Raw genomic sequence first — 20,089 nt, 5'->3', positions numbered from 1 at the left:
TCTTGACATTCATCTCCGGCGACCTAAAATCGAGATCAATGCTGCGACGCACCAAAGCGCCGGGCAGATTCCCCCAAGAGTCTTGCCACTTACTTCAGGCGGCCCACGAACGAGGCCGCCAAACATCCAGGAGCGTAAACATGAGTCTGCTGACCCCTGAGCAATTCGCCGCTGCCCAGAAAGCCAACCTCGAAACGCTGTTCGGTCTCACCGGCAAGGCATTCGAAGGCGTGGAAAAGCTCGTCGAATTGAACCTTCAGGCCGTTCGCTCGAATCTCGCCGAATCGCAGGAACACGCCCAGCGCGCACTGTCGGCCAAAGATGCGCAAGAGTTCCTCGCCGTGCAGTCGAGCTTCGCTCAACCGCTCGCCGAAAAGCTGCTTTCGTACGGCCGTCATGTGTACGAAATCGCTTCGGCTACGCAAGCCGAGTTCGCGAAGGTTGCTGAAGCGCACTACGAAGAGCAGAACCGCAAGGTCCAGTCGCTCGTCGACAATGTCGCCAAGAACGCACCGGCCGGTTCGGAAACCGCGGTTGCCGTGATCAAGTCGGCAATCAACGCAGCGAACACGACCTACGAAACGGTCCACAAGGCCACCAAGCAAGCGGTCGAAATGGCCGAAAGCAACTTCAACGCCGCCTCCGCTGCAGCCAGCAAGGCAGCCGCACAAGCTTCGCGCTCGGCAGCCGCCGCTGCGCCCAAGAAGCCGGCCTGAGCGTCACGCAACGGTCTGGCGCGCTGCAAGTCGTGTAAGCCGCGCCCAGAGCCGGACCCGGCGCTCCGGTCCGGCATGCCGCTTGCCCGGTCGCTGGAAGGCCGGGAATTTTTTTGACTCCAGCGCCTCTCGCAGCCAGACGCAACACCCCTGGCGACCAAATAAAAACGGCGCACTCCTCGCGGAGTGCGCCGTTTTTCATGCTCGCCGCAAACTTACTTCTTCTTTTGCGGCGGCAGGTCCGTACAGACGCCTTCATACAGCTCGGCAGCCATGCCCACCGACTCGCCCAGCGTCGGGTGCGGATGGATGGTCTTGCCGATGTCGGTCGCGTCCGCGCCCATTTCCACGGCGAGACAGACTTCGCTGATAAGGTCGCCCGCGTTCAGGCCGACGATGCCGCCGCCGATCACGCGATGCGTCTCTTCGTCGAAGATCAGCTTGGTGAAGCCTTCGTCGCGGCCATTGGCGATCGCGCGACCCGAAGCGGCCCACGGGAACACGGCCTTGCCGTACTTGATGCCTTCGGCCTTGCACTGCTCTTCCGTCTTGCCGGCCCATGCCACTTCCGGATCGGTGTAGGCCACCGACGGAATCTGCATGGCGTCGAAGTACGCCTTCTCGCCGTGCGCCGCTTCCGCCGCCACATGGCCTTCATGCACGGCCTTGTGCGCGAGCATCGGCTGACCGACGATGTCGCCGATCGCGAAGATGTGCGGCACGTTGGTGCGCTGCTGCTTGTCGACTTCGATGAAGCCGCGATCCGTCACCGCGATGCCGGCCTTGTCCGCGCCGATCTTCTTGCCGTTGGGCGAGCGGCCCACGGCAACCAGCACGAGGTCGTAGCGCTGCGGCTCCGCGGGCGCCTTCTCGCCCTCGAAGGTGACGTAGATACCGTCGGCCTTCGCCTCGGCGTTCGTCGTTTTGGTCTTGAGCATGACATTCGCGAAGCGCTTCGCGTTGTACTTCTCCCAGACCTTCACGAGATCGCGGTCGGCGCCGGCCATCAGGCCGTCGAGCATTTCCACGACGTCGATCTGCGAGCCGAGCGTCGCGTAGACGGTCGCCATTTCGAGGCCGATGATGCCGCCGCCGATCACCAGCATCTTCTGCGGGATCTGGCGCAGTTCGAGCGCACCGGTCGAATCGACCACGCGCGGATCTTCGGGAATGAACGGCAGCTTCACAGCCTGCGAACCCGCAGCGATGATCGCCTGCTTGAACTTGACGATCTTCTTGCCGCCCTCGCCCGCCACTTCCATGTGGTACGGATCGAGGAACGTGCCCACGCCGGTCACGACTTCGACCTTGCGCGCCTTCGCCATGCCGGCCAGACCGCCCGTGAGCTTCTTGACGACGCCCGACTTGAAGTCGCGCAGGCGGTCGAGATCGATCTGCGGCTTGCCGAACGAGATGCCGTGCGATTCGAGCGCAGCGGCTTCGTCGATCACGAGCGCCGTGTGCAGCAGCGCCTTCGACGGAATGCAGCCCACGTTCAGACACACGCCGCCGAGCGTCGAATAACGCTCGACCAGCACGGTCTTCATGCCGAGGTCGGCCGAACGGAACGCTGCCGAATAGCCGCCGGGGCCGGCGCCGAGCACGAGCATGTCGCATTCGACGTCGGCGCTGCCGCCAAAGCTGCCGGCTTGCGGCGCAGGCGCCGCAGCCTTCGGGGCCTCGGCAGCCTTGGGCGCTTCGGCCTTCGGTGCGGCGGCCGGTGCGGGCGCGGCTGCGGCCGCCGACACTTCGACCAGCGCGATCACGGTGCCTTGCGACGCCTTGTCGCCAGCCTTGATCTTCACTTCCTTCACGGTGCCCGCGACGTCGCTGGGCACTTCCATCGTGGCCTTGTCCGACTCGAGCGAGAGCAGCGTCTGCTCTTTTTCGATCACATCGCCGGCCTTGATGTTGACTTCGATGACGTCGATGTCCTTGAAGTCGCCGATATCCGGCACTTTCACTTCGACGAGACTCATGGTGTCCCCTATTGGAACGACCGGCCGCGCTCGCCGTGCCGCGCACGCGCGAGAACCGGGCGCGTGCGACGTGGCGGCGTCAGCCGGTCAATGAAGCGGTTTTACAGAATCACGCGGCGGAAGTCGCCGAGGATCGAAGCGAGGTACGCGTTGAAGCGCGCGGCAGCCGCACCGTCGATCACGCGGTGATCGTACGAGAGCGACAGCGGCAGCGTGAGGCGCGGCACGAACTGCTTGCCGTCCCACACCGGCTTCATCGCGCTCTTCGACAAACCGAGGATCGCCACTTCCGGTGCGTTGATGATCGGCGTGAAGTGCGTGCCGCCGATGCCGCCGAGCGACGAGATCGAGAAGCAGCCGCCTTGCATCTGGTCCGGCTTGAGCTTGCCTTCGCGCGCGAGCTTCGAGAGCTCGGCCATTTCCTTGGCGATGTCGACGAGGCCCTTCTTGTCCGCGTCGCGGATCACCGGAACGACGAGGCCGTTCGGCGTGTCAGCGGCAAAACCGATGTGGTAATACTGCTTGAAGACGAGGTTGTCGCCGTCGAGGCTCGCGTTGAACGCCGGGAACTTCTTCAGCGCGGCGACGCAGGCCTTGATGACGAACGCGAGCATCGTGAACTTCACGCCCGCCTTCTCGTTTTCCTTGTTCAGTTGCACGCGCAGCGCTTCGAGGTCGGTGATGTCCGCTTCGTCGTTGTTCGTGACATGCGGAATCATGACCCAGTTGCGATGCAGGTTCGCGCCGGAAATCTTCTTGATGCGCGAGAGCGGCTGCGTGTCGATCGGGCCGAACTTCGTGAAGTCGACCTTCGGCCACGGCAGCAGGTTCAGGCCCGCGCCACCGCCGGCAGGTGCTGCTGCGGCAGCAGGCGCTGCGAGCGCACCCGTCATCACGCCCTTCACGAACGCGGTGACGTCGTCCTGGGTGATGCGGCCCTTCGGACCCGTGCCCGTGACGCGTGCCACGTCCACGCCCAGATCGCGTGCGAACTTGCGCACGGACGGCGATGCGTGGCTCGGACGGCGCGAGCCGCCTTCGCCGGCCGGAATGATCGGCGCCTGCGCGAGCGCCGACGGCGCTGCGGGAGCAGCCTTGGCCGGCGCAGCCTGGGGCGCGTCCGACGGCACTTCGACCGGCTTCGCAGCCGGTGCGGCGGCGGGAGCCGCTGCGCCTTCCGCTTCCACCACGACGATTTCCGTGCCTTCCGACACGTTGTCGCCGACCTTGACCAGAATGGCCTTGACGACGCCGGACACCGGGCTCGGCACATCCATGGTCGCCTTGTCCGATTCGAGCGTGACGAGCGATTGCTCCTTCTCGACGCGGTCGCCGACCTTCACGCCGATCTCGATGACCGGCACATCCTTGTAGTCGCCGATGTCAGGGACCTTGACGCTTTGCGCGCCACCGCTAGCAGCGGGCGCGGCGGCCGGCGCTGCCGCAGCGGCTGCCGCCGGTGCGGCAGCAGGAGCGGCGGCGGGCGCAGCAGCCGCAGGGGCACCGGCGGCGGCACCTGCGCCGTCCAGCACGAGGACGAGCGTGCCTTCCGACACGTTGTCGCCCACCTTGACCTTCACTTCCTTGACCGTGCCCGAAGCCGGGCTCGGCACGTCCATCGTCGCCTTATCCGATTCCAGCGTGATGAGCGACTGCTCTTTTTCGACGGTGTCACCCGCCTTCACCAGCACCTCGATCACAGGAATATCCTTGTAATCGCCGATGTCCGGCACTTTGACTTCGATCGCTTGACTCATTATTAGTGTCTCCGGGGCCGCATACGACGCGCCTCCCCGCTTCGGGGAGGCGCGCATGCCATGCACAGGGGGATGATGCGTTAGACGGTCATCGGGTTAGGTTTGGACGGATCGAGCTTGTACTTGGCGATTGCGTCGGCAACCACCTTGCGCTCGATCTTGCCTTCGTCCGCGAGCGCGTTGAGCGCTGCGACCGTCGTCCAGTAACGATCGACTTCGAAGAAGTGACGCAGATTCTCACGCGTGTCCGAGCGGCCGAAACCGTCGGTGCCGAGCACCACGAACTTGCGCGGCACGAGGCCACGGATCTGGTCGACGAGTGCGCGCACGTAGTCGGTCGATGCGATGACCGGGCCTTCCGTGCCCTTGAGCAGCTTCTCGACGTGCGACTCGCGGCGCGGCTCGGTCGGGTGCAGCAGGTTCCAGCGCTCGACTTCGTGGCCTTCGCGAGCGAGTTCCGTGAAGCTCGGCACGCTCCAGAGGTCCGCTTCGACGCCCCAGTCGTTCTTGAGCAGGTCGGCGGCAGCAATCACTTCGTTGAAGATCGTGCCCGCGCCCATCAGCTGAACGCGCGGACCCTTGGCCTTCGCGTCGCCCTTGCGGAACGAGTACATGCCCTTGAGGATGTCGGCCGCAACGTTTTCGCCCTGCGGGATCGCCGGATGCTCGTAGTTCTCGTTCATCACGGTGATGTAATAGAACACGTCTTCCTGGTCCTGCACCATGCGGCGCAGGCCGTCCTGCATGATCACGGCGAGTTCGTAGCCGAACGTCGGGTCATAGGTGACGCAGTTCGGCACCGATGCCGCCCACAGGAGCGAGTGGCCGTCTTCGTGCTGCAGGCCTTCGCCGTTGAGCGTCGTGCGGCCCGCGGTGCCGCCCAGCAGGAAGCCGCGCGAACGCATGTCGCCCGCCGCCCACACCAGGTCGCCGATGCGCTGGAGGCCGAACATCGAGTAGAAGATGTAGAACGGCACCATGATCTCGCCGTGCGTCGAATACGACGTCGCGGCTGCGATCCAGTCGCACATGCCACCGGCTTCGTTAATGCCTTCCTGGAGAATCTGGCCGGTCTGCGATTCCTTGTAGAACATCAGCTGGTCGGCATCTTCCGGCACGTACTTCTGGCCGTCCTGATTCCAGATGCCGATCTGGCGGAACAGGCCTTCCATACCGAAGGTACGCGACTCGTCCGGCACGATCGGCACGACGCGCTTGCCGAGCGCCTTGTCCTTCAACAGGATGTTGAGGATACGCACGAACGCCATAGTCGTGGAGATTTCGCGGCCTTCGCCCGTGCCCTTGAGCAGCGGATCGAACGCTTCGAGCGCCGGCACCGGCAGCGACTCCGCCTTCTGGCGGCGCGCGGGCAGGTAGCCGCCGAGATCCATGCGCTTCTTGCGCATGTACTCGAGCTCCTTGGAACCTTCCTCGAACTTGATGTACGGCACGTCGACGATCTGCTCGTCCGTGATCGGCAGACGGAACTGGTCGCGGAACTTCTTGAGCTGGTCCACCTGCATCTTCTTCTGCTGGTGGGTAATGTTCATGGCCTGGCCGGCTTCGCCCATGCCATAGCCCTTGATCGTCTTGGCGAGGATCAGGGTCGGCTGGCCCTTCGCGTTCTGGGCCTGATGGAACGCCGCGTAGATCTTGTGCGGATCGTGACCGCCACGGTTCAGGTTCCAGATGTCGTCATCGGACCAGTCGGCGACCAGCGCCTTGAGTTCCGGCGTGTTGAAGAAGTGCTCGCGCACGTAGGCGCCCGACTCCGACTTGTACGTCTGGTACTCGCCGTCGACGACTTCCATCATGCGGCGCATCAGTGCGCCCGACTTGTCGCGCGCGAACAGCGCGTCCCAGCGGCTGCCCCAGATTACCTTGACGACGTTCCAGCCGGCGCCGCGGAATTCGCTTTCGAGTTCCTGGATGATCTTGCCGTTGCCGCGCACCGGGCCGTCGAGACGCTGCAGGTTGCAGTTGATGACGAACACGAGGTTGTCCAGACGCTCGCGGCCGGCCATGCCGATCGCGCCAAGCGATTCCGGCTCGTCCGTTTCGCCGTCGCCGAGGAAGGCCCAGACCTTGCGGCCGTCGGTCTTCGCAATGCCGCGCGCCTGCAGGTACTTCATGAAGCGCGCCTGGTAGATCGCCATGATCGGGCCGAGGCCCATCGAGACGGTCGGGAACTGCCAGAAGTCGGGCATCAGCCACGGGTGCGGGTACGACGAGATGCCCTGGCCGCCCACTTCCTGGCGGAAGTTGTCGAGCTGGTTCTCGGACAGGCGGCCGAGCAGGAACGCGCGCGAGTAGACGCCCGGCGACGAGTGGCCCTGCACGAACACGAGGTCGCCGCCATGTTCCGGCGACGGAGCGCGCCAGAAGTGGTTGTAGCCGACGTCATAGAGCGTCGCGGCCGAAGCGAACGACGCGATGTGGCCGCCTACGTTCGTGTTCTTGCCCGCGCGCAGCACCATGGCGATGGCGTTCCAGCGCGTGTACGAGCGAATGCGGTGTTCGATGTCCTGGTCGCCCGGGTTCTTGGCCTGGTTGGCGACGGGGATCGTGTTGATGTACGGCGTGTTGGCCGAGAACGGCAGATGCTCGCCATGCACGCGGGCGAATTCGATCTGCTTCTCAATCAGGTAGTGAGCGCGGTCGGGACCGATGGCGGAAATGACGCCGTCCAGCGCCTCCAGCCACTCGGCGGTTTCCTGAGGATCTTCGTCCTTTTCGGTGGCAATGTATTTCAGGACTTCGTCGGGTACAGCGGACATACTCGTCTCCTGGATGTAGGGGAACGCTGTTGATCGGGCTATGCGACGACGCCCCTTGCGACGTGACGGGGCCGACCGCATCAGCATTGCGGGCGATTGTAATTACCGCATCTCGCTTCTTGCAAGGAATTTTTCGAATTGCGAGATTGATTTTTATAATGTGAAAAATTGCTGCGGCGCACGCTGAATCGTTCGCGCCCTTTCGCCGATATCCGCCAGTTCGAACCCGTTTATCGGCGAATTGCTGCTTTTTTCACGGCGTTTGGAACTCTTACGCTGAGCTACAATCCTTGCCATGTTGACCGAACGGCTTTTCGCACGCTCGGCGCGACCGCCCGGTTCGCCCGGCGAGTCATCGCCGTCCCGCTGGCACCACGGACCCTGGTGGTCGAATTCCTATTTGCTGACGCCACTCCTGTCGATCCTCGTATTCCTGATCGTCATGAGCCTGATCTTGTGGAGCCTGAACCGCCGCGAGCAGCAACAGCAGGAAGACACGCTCTATCGCAACGTCGCCTGGGCCCAGCAGCAGATCCGCCTCTCCATGACGGGCGCGCAGGAGCAATTGCAGGCGCTCCAGCGCGACCTGGTTGCCGGCCACAACGACCCGCAGTACTTCCAGACGTCCACCACGGACATCATGCAGGGTCATCCCGAGATTCTCTACCTGAACTGGTATACGACCCAGCGGGAGCCGCGCTGGCCCAACACGGCCATGCCGGTGTTCGGCCAGCGCCTCGCCAAGCCCAACGACGCGCAGATGGACGAGGCCGTGAAGGCCGCCTTCGACGAAGCCCGCACGACGCGCCGCCAGGTCTACTCGCCGCTCATCTACGACGACGTGGGCAACGGCTACATCACGTTGCAGACCCCGGTGTACCGCGACCGCGAGTTCCTTGGCTCGGTGGCCGCCGTGTTCTCGGTCGAAGGGATTCTCAAGCACGACATCCCGGCCGAGCTGTCCGCCAAGTACAAGATCTCGATCATCGACGCGAACAACCGCGAGCTCGCCACCACCTCGACGCGCCCGCGCCTGCCGCACGACGTCTACTACGACCTTCCGCTCGACCCGCCGGGCCAGGGTCTCTCCGTGCGCGTGTACTCGTATCCGCAGATGACCAACTTCACGAACAATACGCTCGTGTGGCTGGTTGCGGGGCTTTCGTGCTTCGTCCTGTGGAGCCTCTGGAGTCTCTGGAAGCATACGCGCCAGCGCTTCGAGGCGCAGCAGGCGCTTTACGCGGAAGCGTTCTTCCGGCGCGCGATGGAAAATTCGGTGCTGATCGGCATGCGCGTGCTCGACATGCACGGGCGCATCACGCACGTGAACCCCGCCTTTTGCCGCATGACCGGCTGGGACGAAAGCGATCTCGTGGGCAAGCATGCGCCGTTTCCCTACTGGCCGCGCGACGCCTACCCTGAAATGCAGCGCCAGCTCGACATGACGCTGCGCGGCAAGGCGCCTTCCTCGGGCTTCGAATTGCGCGTGCGCCGCAAGGACGGCTCGCAGTTCCACGCGCGCCTCTATGTCTCGCCGCTCATCGACAGTTCCGGCCGCCAGACCGGCTGGATGTCGTCGATGACCGACATCACCGAACCCAAACGCGCGCGCGAGGAACTCGCCGCCGCGCACGAGCGTTTCACCACAGTGCTGGAAAGCCTCGACGCCGCCGTCTCGGTGCTCGCCGCCGACGAAGCCGAACTGCTGTTCGCCAACCGCTACTACCGCCACCTGTTCGGCATCCGTCCGGACGGCCATCTGGAACTGGCCGGCGGCGGCGGCTTCGATTCGGCCGCGGCGTCGTCGGATTCGATCGACATGGTGGACGCCTACGCGGGCCTGCCCGCCACCGCGCTGACCGAAAGCGCCGCCGATGCCCAGGAAGTCTACGTCGAGAGCATCCAGAAGTGGTTCGAAGTGCGGCGCCAGTACATCCAGTGGGTGGACGGCCACCTCGCGCAGATGCAGATCGCGACCGACATCACCACGCGCAAGCAGGCCCAGGAACTGGCCCGCCAGCAAGACGAGAAACTGCAGTTCACGAGCCGCCTCATGACGATGGGCGAAATGGCCTCGTCGCTCGCGCACGAGCTGAACCAGCCGCTCGCCGCAATCAACAACTATGCCTCGGGCACCGTCGCGCTTGTGAAGTCGGGGCGCGCCGCGCCCGACAACCTCTTGCCCGTGCTCGAAAAGACCGCGCAGCAGGCGGTGCGCGCGGGCATGATCATCAAGCGCATCCGCGAGTTCGTGAAGCGCAGCGAGCCCAAGCGCCAGGCCACGCGCGTGGCCGACATCGTCGCCGACGCCGTGGGGCTCGCCGAAATCGAGGCGCGCAAGCGCCGCATCCGCATCGTGACCGACATGCGCTCGCGCTTGCCCGTGATCTACGTCGATCCGGTGCTCATCGAGCAGGTGCTCGTCAATCTTCTGAAGAACGCCGCCGAAGCCATGGCGGAGGCGCATGCGAAATTGGCCATTGCGGTCGTGGACCCGGTGATCCGCGTGATCGTGAAACGTGAAGGCGGCAACGTCTGCATCAGCGTGGTCGATCAGGGCCCGGGCGTCGACGAAGCGACTGCCGAGCGCCTCTTCGAACCTTTCTACAGCACCAAGTCCGATGGCATGGGCATGGGGCTGAATATCTGCCGTTCGATCATCGAATCGCATCGTGGGCGTCTTTGGGTGGTCAACAACGTCGAAGCCGACGGCCACATCAGCGGCGCCACATTCCATTGCAGTCTGCCCATCGGCGAAGCGGACCGTTCCTCGCGCGACGGATCCGACGAGCCGACTACACAAACCGTTACGGGAGAGCCATGAACAGCCCAGTCACCACCCAGGAAACCGTCTTTGTTGTCGACGACGATGAAGCCGTACGAGACTCCCTGCGCTGGCTGCTTGAAGCGAATGGCTACCGCGTTCAGTGCTTCACGAGCGCGGAAGAGTTCCTCGATGCGTACCAGCCCGCCCAGCAAGCCGGACAAATCGCCTGCCTGATTCTGGACGTGCGCATGCAGGGCATGAGCGGACTCGAACTGCAAGAGCGCCTGATTGCCGAAAACGCCTCGTTGCCGATCATCTTCGTGACCGGCCACGGCGACGTGCCGATGGCCGTCTCCACCATGAAGAAGGGCGCGATGGACTTCATCGAGAAGCCGTTCGACGAAGCCGAACTGCGCAAGCTCGTCGAGCGCATGCTGGATAAGGCCCGCAGCGAAAGCACCAACGTGCAGCAGCAGCGCGCCGCGGCCGAGCGCCTGGGCAAGCTCACGGCGCGCGAGCACCAGGTGCTCGAGCGCATCATCGCGGGCCGCCTGAACAAGCAGATCGCCGACGATCTGGGCATCAGCATCAAGACCGTCGAAGCGCACCGCGCGAACATCATGGAGAAGCTCAACGTGAACACGGTCGCCGACCTGCTGCGTCTCGCGCTTTCCAACAAGCCGCAACAGGCGCAACAGCAGCAGTAAAACACTGCCAGAACAGCGCGACGGGGAAGGCACGCATCCTGCGCGGCGCAGCAGGATGCCGTACCTTCCCTACCACATTCCCACCGCTTCTTCCTGTTTCGTTCGGCCCGCGTTTCGTCTGGCCGCGACAGTTCGCGCGCGCCGCGCGGGTATAATGTCGCCCTTTGCAGCCGGCGCCCGCCTCTCCCTGCGCATGGACGTCAAGCGGGCATCAAGCGCTCCGGCATGCATCCGCGCATCGCCCACTCTCGATTCGACCGACCATGACAGCCACCCTCATCGACGGCCTCGCCCTCTCCAAGAAACTGCGCGCCGACGTCGCCACGCGCGCCGCCGCCCTCACCGCCCGCGGCCATCAGCCTGGCCTCGCGGTCGTGCTGGTCGGCGACAACCCCGCGAGCGAAGTCTACGTGCGCAACAAGGTGAAGGCCTGCGAGGACAACGGCCTCTATTCGTCGTACGACCGCTATGCCGAAACGCTCTCCGAAGCCGACCTGCTCAAGCGCATCGACGAACTGAACCGCGACCCGAAAATCCACGGCATTCTCGTGCAGTTGCCGCTGCCGAAGCACATCGACAGCCATAAGGTGATCGAAGCGATCGCGCCGGAAAAAGACGTGGACGGCTTTCACGTGGCCAACGCCGGCGCGCTCCTGACCGGCCGGCCGCTGTTCCGCCCCTGCACGCCCTACGGCGTGATGAAGATGTTCGAGGAGTACAAGATTCCGCTGGACGGCGCGAACGCCGTGGTGATCGGCCGCTCGAACATCGTCGGCAAGCCGATGGCGCTGCTGCTGCTCGAAAAGGGCGCCACGGTCACGGTCTGCCACAGCAAGACGCGCGATCTCGCGAAGCACACGCGTGAAGCGGACATCGTGGTGGCCGCCGTAGGCAAGCGCAACGTGCTGACCGCCGACATGATCAAGCCGGGCGCCACGGTGATCGACGTGGGCATGAATCGCGACGACAGCGGCAAGCTGTGCGGCGATGTCGATTTCGCTGGCCTGAAGGACGTGGCCGGCTTCATCACGCCGGTGCCGGGCGGCGTCGGCCCGATGACCATCACGATGCTGCTCGTCAACACAATCGAAGCCGCGGAGCGCGCAGCCGGCGTCTAACCACGCCCGGCACGCCCGCGCCGGACAGGCGCGGTTGCGAAAGCTTCACCGAACGGCCCAGCGCATTCCTGCGCGGGCCGTTTTTTTTCGTGCTTGCACCGGCGATGCGCAGAGCACGGCGCGTCGATTGCGCCGCCGCAGCCCGACTTCTGTTAATTTGCACGAGTGCTCCGGTTGGAAAGCGCGCACTGCGCCCCAATAACCGGAATATCGGGGCGCGCGAGAACGCACGACAGCGCGCGGCGCCCCGGCCCTCACCGGCTTTGCATCGGCCCATTTCATTGCGAATCAACCGCGACAGAAGGAACAGGACGCATCATGGCAACTACTCCCTCCGATAATCCGCTGCTCGATTTCACCGGCCTGCCGCGCTTTGGCGAGATCCGCCCCGAACACGTGACGCCCGCGCTGGACGTGCTGCTCGCGAATGCGAGCGCCGCAGTCGAGCGCGCGGCCCAACCCATGACGCCCGCGCAATGGAGCGACGTGGTCGAACCGCTCGAGCGCGCCACCGAGCCGCTCTCGCGTGCCTGGGGCGTGATCGGCCATCTGAACGCCGTGGCCGACACGCCGGAACTGCGCGCCACGTATGGCGAGAACCTGCCGCGCGTGACCGAGTTCTGGTCGAGCGTCGGCCAGAATCTCGCGCTCTACGAGAAGTACAAGGCCATCACGAACCACGATTCGTTCCAGCTGCTATCCAGCGAACGCAAGAAGATTCTCGACAACGCACTGCGCGACTTCCGCCTCTCGGGCGCGGAGTTGCCTGAAGACCAGAAGCCGCGTTTTGCCGAACTGCAGGAGCGCCAGGCGTCGCTCGCGAAAGCGTTCTCCGATCACGTGCTCGACGCCACCAACGCCTACGCGTTCTACGCCACGAGCGAAAGCGAGCTTGCGGGCCTGCCCGACGACGTGATCGCCGCCGCGCGCGAAGCCGCCGAGCGCGAGGACAAGCAAGGCTGGAAGTTCACGCTGCATTTCCCCTCGTATTTTCCGGTGCTGCAGTACTCGGAAAATCGCGCGATGCGCGAAACGATGTATCGCGCCTATGTCACGCGCGCATCGGAGCTGGGTCCTCAATACGGCGGCGGCAAGCCCGACTGGGACAACACCGCAATCGTCGACGACCAGCTCAAGCTGCGCGCCGAAGAAGCGAAGATGCTCGGCTACAACAACTTCGCCGAGGTTTCGCTCGCGCCGAAGATGGCTGAGTCGCCCGCGCAGGTCACGAGCTTCCTCGAAGACCTCGCCACGCGCGCGCGCCCGCACGCTGAAAAGGACTGGCAGGAACTGCGCGAGTTCGCCGCGAACGAACTCGGCCTCGCTCAGATTGAGCCGTGGGACATGGCCTTCGCGGCCGAACGCCTGCGTCAGAAGCGCTACTCGTTCTCGGAGAACGAGGTCAAGCAATACTTCCCCGAAGACTTCGTGCTCAAGGGCCTCTTCAAGGTCACGGAAACACTGTTCGGCGTGCGCATCCGCGACGACAAAACCGCCGTCTGGCATCCGGACGTGCGCTTCTTCCGCGTCGAAAACGCGGACGGCACGCTGGTCGCGCAGTTCTATCTCGACCTCTACGCACGCGAGGGCAAACGCGGCGGCGCGTGGATGGACGATGCACGCTCGCGCCGTAAGCTCGAAGGCAACGGCGTGCAAACGCCGGTCGCATATCTCACCTGCAACTTCTCCGCACCGGTGGGCGGCCGGCCCGCGTGCTTCACGCACGACGAAGTCATCACACTGTTCCACGAATTCGGCCACGGCCTGCATCACATGCTCACGCGCGTGGACGAGCTCTCGGTCTCGGGCATCAACGGCGTGGAATGGGACGCGGTCGAACTGCCCTCGCAGTTCATGGAGAACTTCTGCTGGGAGTGGGACGTCCTCACGGAGATGACCTCGCACGTCGACACGGGCAAGCCGCTGCCGCGCGAACTGTTTGACAAGATGCTCGCCGCGAAGAACTTCCAGAGCGGCCTCGGCACGCTGCGCCAGATCGTGTTTTCGCTGTTCGACATGGCGCTGCACGTGGACTTCGACGCCTCGAAGGGCAAGACCGTGAACGATCTCGCGCGCGAGATCAACGCGCGCTATCACGTCATTGCGCAAGCACCGTTCTCGCGCTGGCCGAACACCTTCAGCCATATCTTCGCGGGCGGCTACGCGGCAGGCTACTACAGCTACAAGTGGGCCGAAGTGCTTTCCGCCGATGCCTACGCAGCGTTCGAAGAAGCAGCGCAGGCCGCGAAGTCGAGCGTGCTCGACGCGGCCACGGGCACGCGCTATCGCAAGGAGATTCTGGAAGTGGGCGGCAGCCGCCCGGCGATGGAATCGTTCAAGGCGTTCCGCGGACGCGAGCCCAACATCGACGCGCTGCTGCGCCATAACGGCATGGAGCAGCCGCCGGCGCAGCATTAAACGCGCCGCGTGCAGCCGCACGAAAAACCGCGCATGGGAGTGCATCCCATGCGCGGTTTTTTATCGCCCGCGCCTTGCTTGGCGCATCGCTTACCGGTACAGCCTGAAATCGACGCTCTCCGGCCGGCCTTCGAGCGCAAGCGCCGCGCGTTGCGCGGGCTGACGACTCACCACCCTGCCCCGGCTCACCACAGCAAGGCGCGCCGCGCGCAGCCGAATCGCTTCGACAGGGTCGCGTGCATCGAGCACCACGAGATTGGCAGCGCTTCCCGGCGCAATGCCATAGCCTTCGAGACCGAGAATCTTCGCGGGATTGACCGTGACCGCGTCGAAGCATGAGCGCGATGCCTCCACGCCCGTCATCTGCGCGACGTGCAACCCCATCTGCGCGACTTCGAGCATGTCGCCGGAGCCGAAGCTGTACCAGGGATCCATCACGCAATCGTGGCCGAACGCGACGTTGATGCCCGCCGCCATCAGTTCGGGCACGCGGGTCATGCCGCGCCGCTTGGGATATGTATCGGAGCGGCCCTGCAGCGTAATGTTGATGAGCGGATTCGCGATGGCCGCCACGCCCGACTCGCGCATGAGCGGGATTAGCTTGCTCACATAGTAGCTGTCCATCGAGTGCATCGAAGTGAGATGCGAGCCCGTCACGCGGCCGTGCAAACCGAGACGATGCGTCTGCGCCGCGAGCGTTTCGATGTGGCGCGAGAGCGGGTCGTCGGACTCGTCGCAATGCATGTCCACCCGCAAGCCTTGCTCCGCCGCGAATTCGCAGAGCAGCCGCACCGACTCCGCACCGTCGGCCATGGTGCGCTCGAAATGCGGAATGCCGCCCACCACGTCCACGCCCATCGCAATGGCGCGCTTGAGGTTGTCGAACGCGCCGGGGCTGCGCAACAGGCCATCCTGCGGAAACGCCACGAGTTGCAAGTCGAGGTACGGCGCTACGCGGCGCTTCACTTCGAGCAGCGCCTCGACGGCGAGCAGCCGCGCATCGCAAACGTCCACGTGAGAGCGGATCGCCAGCAGCCCGCGCGCGACGGCCCAATCGCAGTACTGAAGCGCGCGCTCGACGAGCGCCTCCTGCGTGAGGTGCGGCTTGAGCTCGCCCCACAGCGCGATGCCCTCCAGCAGCGTGCCCGACGCGTTCACGCGCGGCAGTCCCCAGGACAAAGTGGCATCCATGTGGAAATGCGCGTCGACGAACGGCGCGCTGACGAGCGCGCCCGCCGCGGTGATTTCCTCGGGTGCCTGCGCCGCGAGATGCGGCTCGACGGCAGCGATGCGCCCCGCCTCGATGCCGATATCGACCGTGGGATGCCCGGCCGGATGCGCATGCGCGAGCACGGCGCGGCGAATGATCAAGTCCATGGATGGCTCCTTGCTGGCGTTTTCTCGTGCTGCGCTTTGATGCCGCTTTAATTCTGCTTCGTTTCCGCCTTGATTCTATCGAAGGATGAATTCACGCCCCCGCTTCGCGGTCGTCGTCTTCGGGATCGTCGTCGAATAGCGCGAACTGGCCGCGTAGCGCGGGATTATCCTCTTCGAGCCGCACCCCCGCGCCCAGCAGACGCACCGCGAGCTTGCGCCGCGCAAGCCCCTTCTCGAGCAAGGCGAGCAGCGTGGGCAGATCGGTGGCGTCGGCGACGCATTCGACCGTCGTGCGCTGAAAATTCGCGAAACGGATCTTCACGAAGAGCTTGCGCACGGCGTGCGCGCAGCCCGCGCGCTCGATGCGCGCGTCCAGTTGCACGGCGAGGCGCTTGAGTTCCTCGCTGCACGCTTCGAGCGTGAGCAGATCGTTCACATAGGTCGTCTCGACGCTCACCGACTTGCGCTCCTGATCCGCGCGCACGGGCCGGTCATCGATGCCGCGCGCCAGTTCGTAGAGCCGCTTGCCGAACACACCGAAATGCCGGTGCAGATCGAACAGCGACCACGTGCGCAACTGCGTGCAGGTGGACAGCCCGAGGCTCTCGAGCTTGGCCGCCGTGACCTTGCCCACGCCGTGAATCTTGCGTACGGGCAGCGCCGCAACGAATGCATCGACCTCCTGCGGACGCACGACAAAGAGCCCATCGGGCTTGTTCCAGTCGGAAGCGATCTTGGCGACAAACTTGTTGGGCGCAACGCCCGCCGACACCGTCACGCCCACTGTCTCGCGCACGCGCTCGCGAATCTCGTTCGCGATGAGCGTTGCGCTGCCCTTGCAGCGCGTGGTGCGCGACACGTCAAGATAAGCCTCGTCGAGCGAGAGCGGCTCGACGTCCGCCGTGTAATCGCGGTAAATCGCCATGATCTGCCGCGAGGCGATGCGGTACTTCTCCATCGCCGTGGGCAGGATCAGCAGATCGGGGCACTTGCGCATGGCCAGCGCCGACGACATGGCCGAATGCACGCCAAAGCGGCGCGCCTCGTAATTGCAGGTTGCGATCACGCCGCGCTGGTCCGGCCTGCCGCCCACCGCAAGCGGACGCCCGCGCAGCGTGGGGTCGTCGCGCATTTCAACCGATGCATAAAAGCAGTCGCAGTCGCAATGGATGATCTTGCGAGCGAAGCTGGCAGTTGGCGAAGGGTCGGAAGAAAGCGTGTTCAAAGTACCGATACTGTACAAAAACACAGTGCTATTTTCAAGAAAACTGTCCGCGCGCCCGGATCTTGTCTGTCTCGCCGTACTGCGGCAGGCGTACTGGACCGTACCTGTACAGCTGCGCGGGCACGCCTATACTCGTCCGATCATTTCAATCAAATGCGGGACTGGCGATGAAGACGATCGGTGTGATTGGCGGGATGAGCTGGGAGTCGTCGGCGGAGTATTACCGGCTGCTGAACCGCTACGCGAAGGCGCGGCTCGGCGGTCATCACAACGCGCGCAGCCTCATGGCAACCGTCGATTTCGCCGATGTCGAAGCGTTGCAGCGCGCGGGCGACTGGGATGCCCTGGGCCTGCAGATGGCGCAGGCGGCCACGCAACTGGAACGCGGCGGCGCCGATCTCGTACTGCTGGCGACCAACACGATGCATCGCGTGTGCGCATCGATCGAAGCGGCGATTGCGATCCCCTTCCTGCATATCGCCGATCCGACCGGCGACGCGTTGCGCGCCGCGGGCGTGACGCGCGTGGGTTTGCTCGGCACGCGCTATACGATGGAACAGGACTTCTATACAGGCCGGCTGCGCAGCGTGCACGGCATCGAGGCGATCGTGCCCGACGAGCGCGAGCGCGTGGACGTGCATCGCATCATCTACGATGAACTCTGTCATGGCGTCGTAAAAGCGGAATCGCGCGGCGTGTATCAGCGCGTGATCGAAGCGCTCGCGGCGCGGGGCGCGCAAGCTGTCATACTCGGCTGCACGGAAATTACGCTGCTGATCAAACCCGAGGACTCGGCGCTGCCAGTGTTCGATACGACAGCGCTGCATGCACAGGCGGCTGTGGATTGGGCGCTCAAATGAAGGGCTTCCAAGCGCCCAACGAGCCCGGGAGAGGGTCAGTCCGATCCGCCTGGCGCATCGGAGTGAGCGGCAACGTGCGTTCGAGGCGGGAAAATGAATTCTTTCGGGTTATTGCGCAGATGCCGCAACACATCGCCGAACAACCGCCGCGTTTCAGCGAAAGTCACGCTGCGCGCGCGCAGCGCGACCCACATTGCGAGGCTGAAGCTGACGAACAGGTTGATCGCGCCGATCGCCCATATGCCTGCCATGGCCATCAGCAACAATGCGGGCGGCGCCGCGAAATCGAGCGAAACGCTCGCGAAGCCCGAATAGGTCGACGCGAATGCAACGTGCCGAATATCGAGCGGCAAGCCGAACAGCATGCCGGCGCCCCATACGGCGCTCAGCATGAAACCGAACACGAAGTTGCCGATCAACGCGCCGAGATTGCCTTTCACATAATTCGCGATGTGCCACAGCTTGCGCTCGCCAAACAGACGCCGCGCCCAGCGGATGTGCATTATGCGCTCGGGTATCCGCTCGTAAGCACATACGTTGTCGCAATAGCCGTTGATCTGGCCGGCTAGAAACAGACAAACGCCCGCGATCGCGGCATAGGCGAGCGTCGACGGCTTGAATGCCACCTCGCTGAGCAGATCGGCGGCCCTGTGGGGGCTGATGAACGGATGGCCCATCAGTTGCCGATACATGAACCCGATCAACATCGCCACCGGCACGGCCAGCGCGACGTTACCGAAGATCGCCGCAGCCTGGCTGCGCATGGTGCGCACGATCAGCGTGACGAGATGGTCGAGATCGCGTCCGCCTTTGCGGCTATTGTCCTTGATGGCCGCGGCGAGCACGTGCGCGGTCATCGCGGGCTGCTTGGTCGCCACCGTGCCGTGCAGGATATGGATCAGCACGAAGCCGAGGCCATAATTCAGGCCGAAACCAATGGACTCGTTGAGCGGCGTCCAGCCCCATCCCGCGATCAGGAACTTGAACGCCGACATGAAGCCGATGATGAAGCCGCCAAGCAGCGACGAGCGCAGTATCGCAAAGTAATCCTTACGGCTCGATGCGATATAGTGCTCGCCAGCATGGCCGGCGTTCTCGGTTACCCGCAGCGCGATCAGCTCGACATTCTGGCGGAAGTAATCGCGCAGATTGTTGCGGCAGCATTCCGCCTGGATCAAACCCGAGGCCAGTTCCGCGATCATGGGCAGCACGGTGTCGGCGCCGCGCCGCTCGCGCAACGCATCCACCACGTCGATCAGCAATTCGGCGCGCACAAGATGCTGCTTGAGCCGCAAAAGATGAAGCGTCAGCGAAACGCTCGTGCCTGCATGCGCCGCACGCCTGCGGATCCGCTCGCCGACCTTGCGGCACTGGTCGAGCAGCACCACGAGATGCGCCTTGTCGGCGCCGCCCGCGTGCAAAGCGTTCGAAGCGGATGTATCGCCAGACGTCGCCTCGAAGCGGGCAAGGTAGGCCAGCATCTCCTGGTTTTGCGCAATGAACGGCGAATACGCCGATTCGAGCGACGAATCATGCCTAACCACCTCGGGTTCGAGACCAATCGCGGCAATCCGGTACGACAGCACGCGCAGCGCTTCGAGCAATTGGCTCTGCGGTCGTATTTCGCCTGGCGCGTCGCAAGCGCCGGCATCGCCGGAAGCCTCGTCAAAACGCAGCGCGCGCAGCAGATCGGCCCATGCATCGACACCGACGTCGCGCACCCATACATGGTCGCTCGCACGCTTGAAGATCTTGGCGATCACGTCTCGCAGCTGGCTCAGGTCGAACAGATCGGGCAGCAGCGTGCTTCGAACGAGCCGATGCGCGACTTCGGTGAAAAAGCCATTGTTCGGAAAGATGCCGACATCCGCATATAGCGAGACTTGTTTGCGCTCCGAGAGCAGGCGCAAAAGTGCACGGCGCAGCGCGGCCCGGTAGTCCTCCCGGTGTTCGAGCAGAAAGCACAGCGTATGGATTGCATGACGGGCGGCATCGCTGCCGTTAACTCGTTGCGGACGCACGCAACTGACAAGTTCGTTGAACAAGGCGATATCGGACTCACCCGCCTCGCCGAAGCTGTCCAGGACGCGTTCGAGCGCGGAGTGGTGATTTTGTAGAGTGGTAGCTTTCTTCATGAGCTGCTGCTCGACGCAGTGCGGTGAACTGGATGGGGATGTCGGCAGAAAGGCGCGGCATAGACGGAAAAGACGAAGCCGGCCACAGCGGATGCATCGAGGTGCATGCCGCGATGCGCAGGAAGGTTAAGGGCATCGGAACCGCAGAGAAAGCTCGAAATCGCCGTGAATTGTCGGCAGTCAATTCGATGCTGGCGTGGCTGCGAATGCAGGCACCCGGCTGGAGAAGCCGCTGTGAATGGAGGTGCGTACA

General features: G+C 64.1%; 12 protein-coding genes. 6 read left to right on the top strand and 6 right to left on the bottom strand.

Annotation, left to right across the window (positions count from 1 at the left end):
* The first annotated feature begins 140 nt into the window (after positions 1-140).
* Positions 141-716 carry a phasin family protein gene (locus NH14_RS25080; protein WP_035531080.1) on the top strand — a complete coding sequence of 192 codons (576 nt, stop codon included), beginning with the start codon at positions 141-143 and terminating at the stop codon, positions 714-716.
* Positions 717-931: 215 nt separating this feature from the next.
* On the opposite strand, the gene lpdA is transcribed toward NH14_RS25080, so the two are convergent.
* The 3 genes from lpdA to aceE form a co-directional block, all read right to left on the bottom strand.
* Positions 932-2,695 (bottom strand): dihydrolipoyl dehydrogenase, encoded by a 1,764-nt coding sequence (gene lpdA, locus NH14_RS25075; protein WP_035531078.1) that lies wholly within the window; start codon positions 2,693-2,695, stop codon positions 932-934.
* 101 nt (positions 2,696-2,796) lie between these two features.
* A complete protein-coding gene (aceF, locus tag NH14_RS25070) occupies positions 2,797-4,452 on the bottom strand; it encodes a dihydrolipoyllysine-residue acetyltransferase (protein ID WP_035531076.1) in 1,656 nt (551 codons plus the stop codon).
* 80 nt (positions 4,453-4,532) lie between these two features.
* The gene (gene aceE, locus NH14_RS25065) at positions 4,533-7,229 is read right to left on the bottom strand and encodes a pyruvate dehydrogenase (acetyl-transferring), homodimeric type (RefSeq protein WP_035531074.1); all 2,697 of its coding nucleotides are present in this window, start codon (positions 7,227-7,229) and stop codon (positions 4,533-4,535) included.
* Between the two features lie 295 nt (positions 7,230-7,524).
* On the opposite strand from aceE, the gene fixL reads away from it, so the two are divergent.
* The 4 genes from fixL (at position 7,525) to NH14_RS25045 (ending at position 14,239) form a co-directional block, all read left to right on the top strand.
* Positions 7,525-10,053: an oxygen sensor histidine kinase FixL gene (gene fixL / locus NH14_RS25060; protein WP_035531072.1), complete on the top strand. Its 2,529-nt coding sequence runs from the start codon at positions 7,525-7,527 to the stop codon at positions 10,051-10,053.
* Positions 10,050-10,703, top strand: coding sequence for an oxygen response regulator transcription factor FixJ (fixJ, locus tag NH14_RS25055; protein ID WP_035531070.1), 654 nt, complete (start codon positions 10,050-10,052; stop codon positions 10,701-10,703). Before fixL ends, fixJ begins: the two co-directional genes overlap by 4 nt.
* Positions 10,704-10,966: 263 nt before the next feature.
* Positions 10,967-11,821, top strand: coding sequence for a bifunctional methylenetetrahydrofolate dehydrogenase/methenyltetrahydrofolate cyclohydrolase FolD (folD, locus tag NH14_RS25050; protein WP_035531068.1), 855 nt, complete (start codon positions 10,967-10,969; stop codon positions 11,819-11,821).
* A gap of 318 nt (positions 11,822-12,139) precedes the next feature.
* On the top strand, positions 12,140-14,239 hold the full coding sequence (locus tag NH14_RS25045; RefSeq protein ID WP_035531065.1) for a M3 family metallopeptidase: 2,100 nt from the start codon (positions 12,140-12,142) through the stop codon (positions 14,237-14,239).
* A gap of 90 nt (positions 14,240-14,329) precedes the next feature.
* On the opposite strand, the gene NH14_RS25040 is transcribed toward NH14_RS25045, so the two are convergent.
* Both NH14_RS25040 and dinB read right to left on the bottom strand, forming a co-directional pair.
* Positions 14,330-15,616 carry an amidohydrolase family protein gene (locus NH14_RS25040; protein ID WP_035531061.1) on the bottom strand — a complete coding sequence of 429 codons (1,287 nt, stop codon included), beginning with the start codon at positions 15,614-15,616 and terminating at the stop codon, positions 14,330-14,332.
* Positions 15,617-15,707: 91 nt separating this feature from the next.
* Positions 15,708-16,865 (bottom strand): DNA polymerase IV, encoded by a 1,158-nt coding sequence (gene dinB / locus NH14_RS25035; RefSeq protein ID WP_035531058.1) that lies wholly within the window; start codon positions 16,863-16,865, stop codon positions 15,708-15,710.
* A gap of 143 nt (positions 16,866-17,008) precedes the next feature.
* Here dinB and NH14_RS25030 point away from each other — a divergent pair, with 143 nt between their 5' ends.
* The gene (locus NH14_RS25030; RefSeq protein ID WP_035531056.1) at positions 17,009-17,701 is read left to right on the top strand and encodes an aspartate/glutamate racemase family protein; all 693 of its coding nucleotides are present in this window, start codon (positions 17,009-17,011) and stop codon (positions 17,699-17,701) included.
* Between the two features lie 35 nt (positions 17,702-17,736).
* Here NH14_RS25030 and NH14_RS25025 read toward each other — a convergent pair whose 3' ends face one another.
* Positions 17,737-19,836, bottom strand: coding sequence for a site-specific recombinase (locus tag NH14_RS25025; RefSeq protein ID WP_052148365.1), 2,100 nt, complete (start codon positions 19,834-19,836; stop codon positions 17,737-17,739).
* Positions 19,837-20,089: the final 253 nt, after the last annotated feature.

The sequence above is a fragment of the Paraburkholderia sacchari genome, from assembly GCF_000785435.2.
Lineage (GTDB): Bacteria > Pseudomonadota > Gammaproteobacteria > Burkholderiales > Burkholderiaceae > Paraburkholderia > Paraburkholderia sacchari.
The sequence above is the reverse complement of the archived record's forward strand: the minus strand, read 5'-3'. Positions and strand labels throughout refer to the sequence as shown.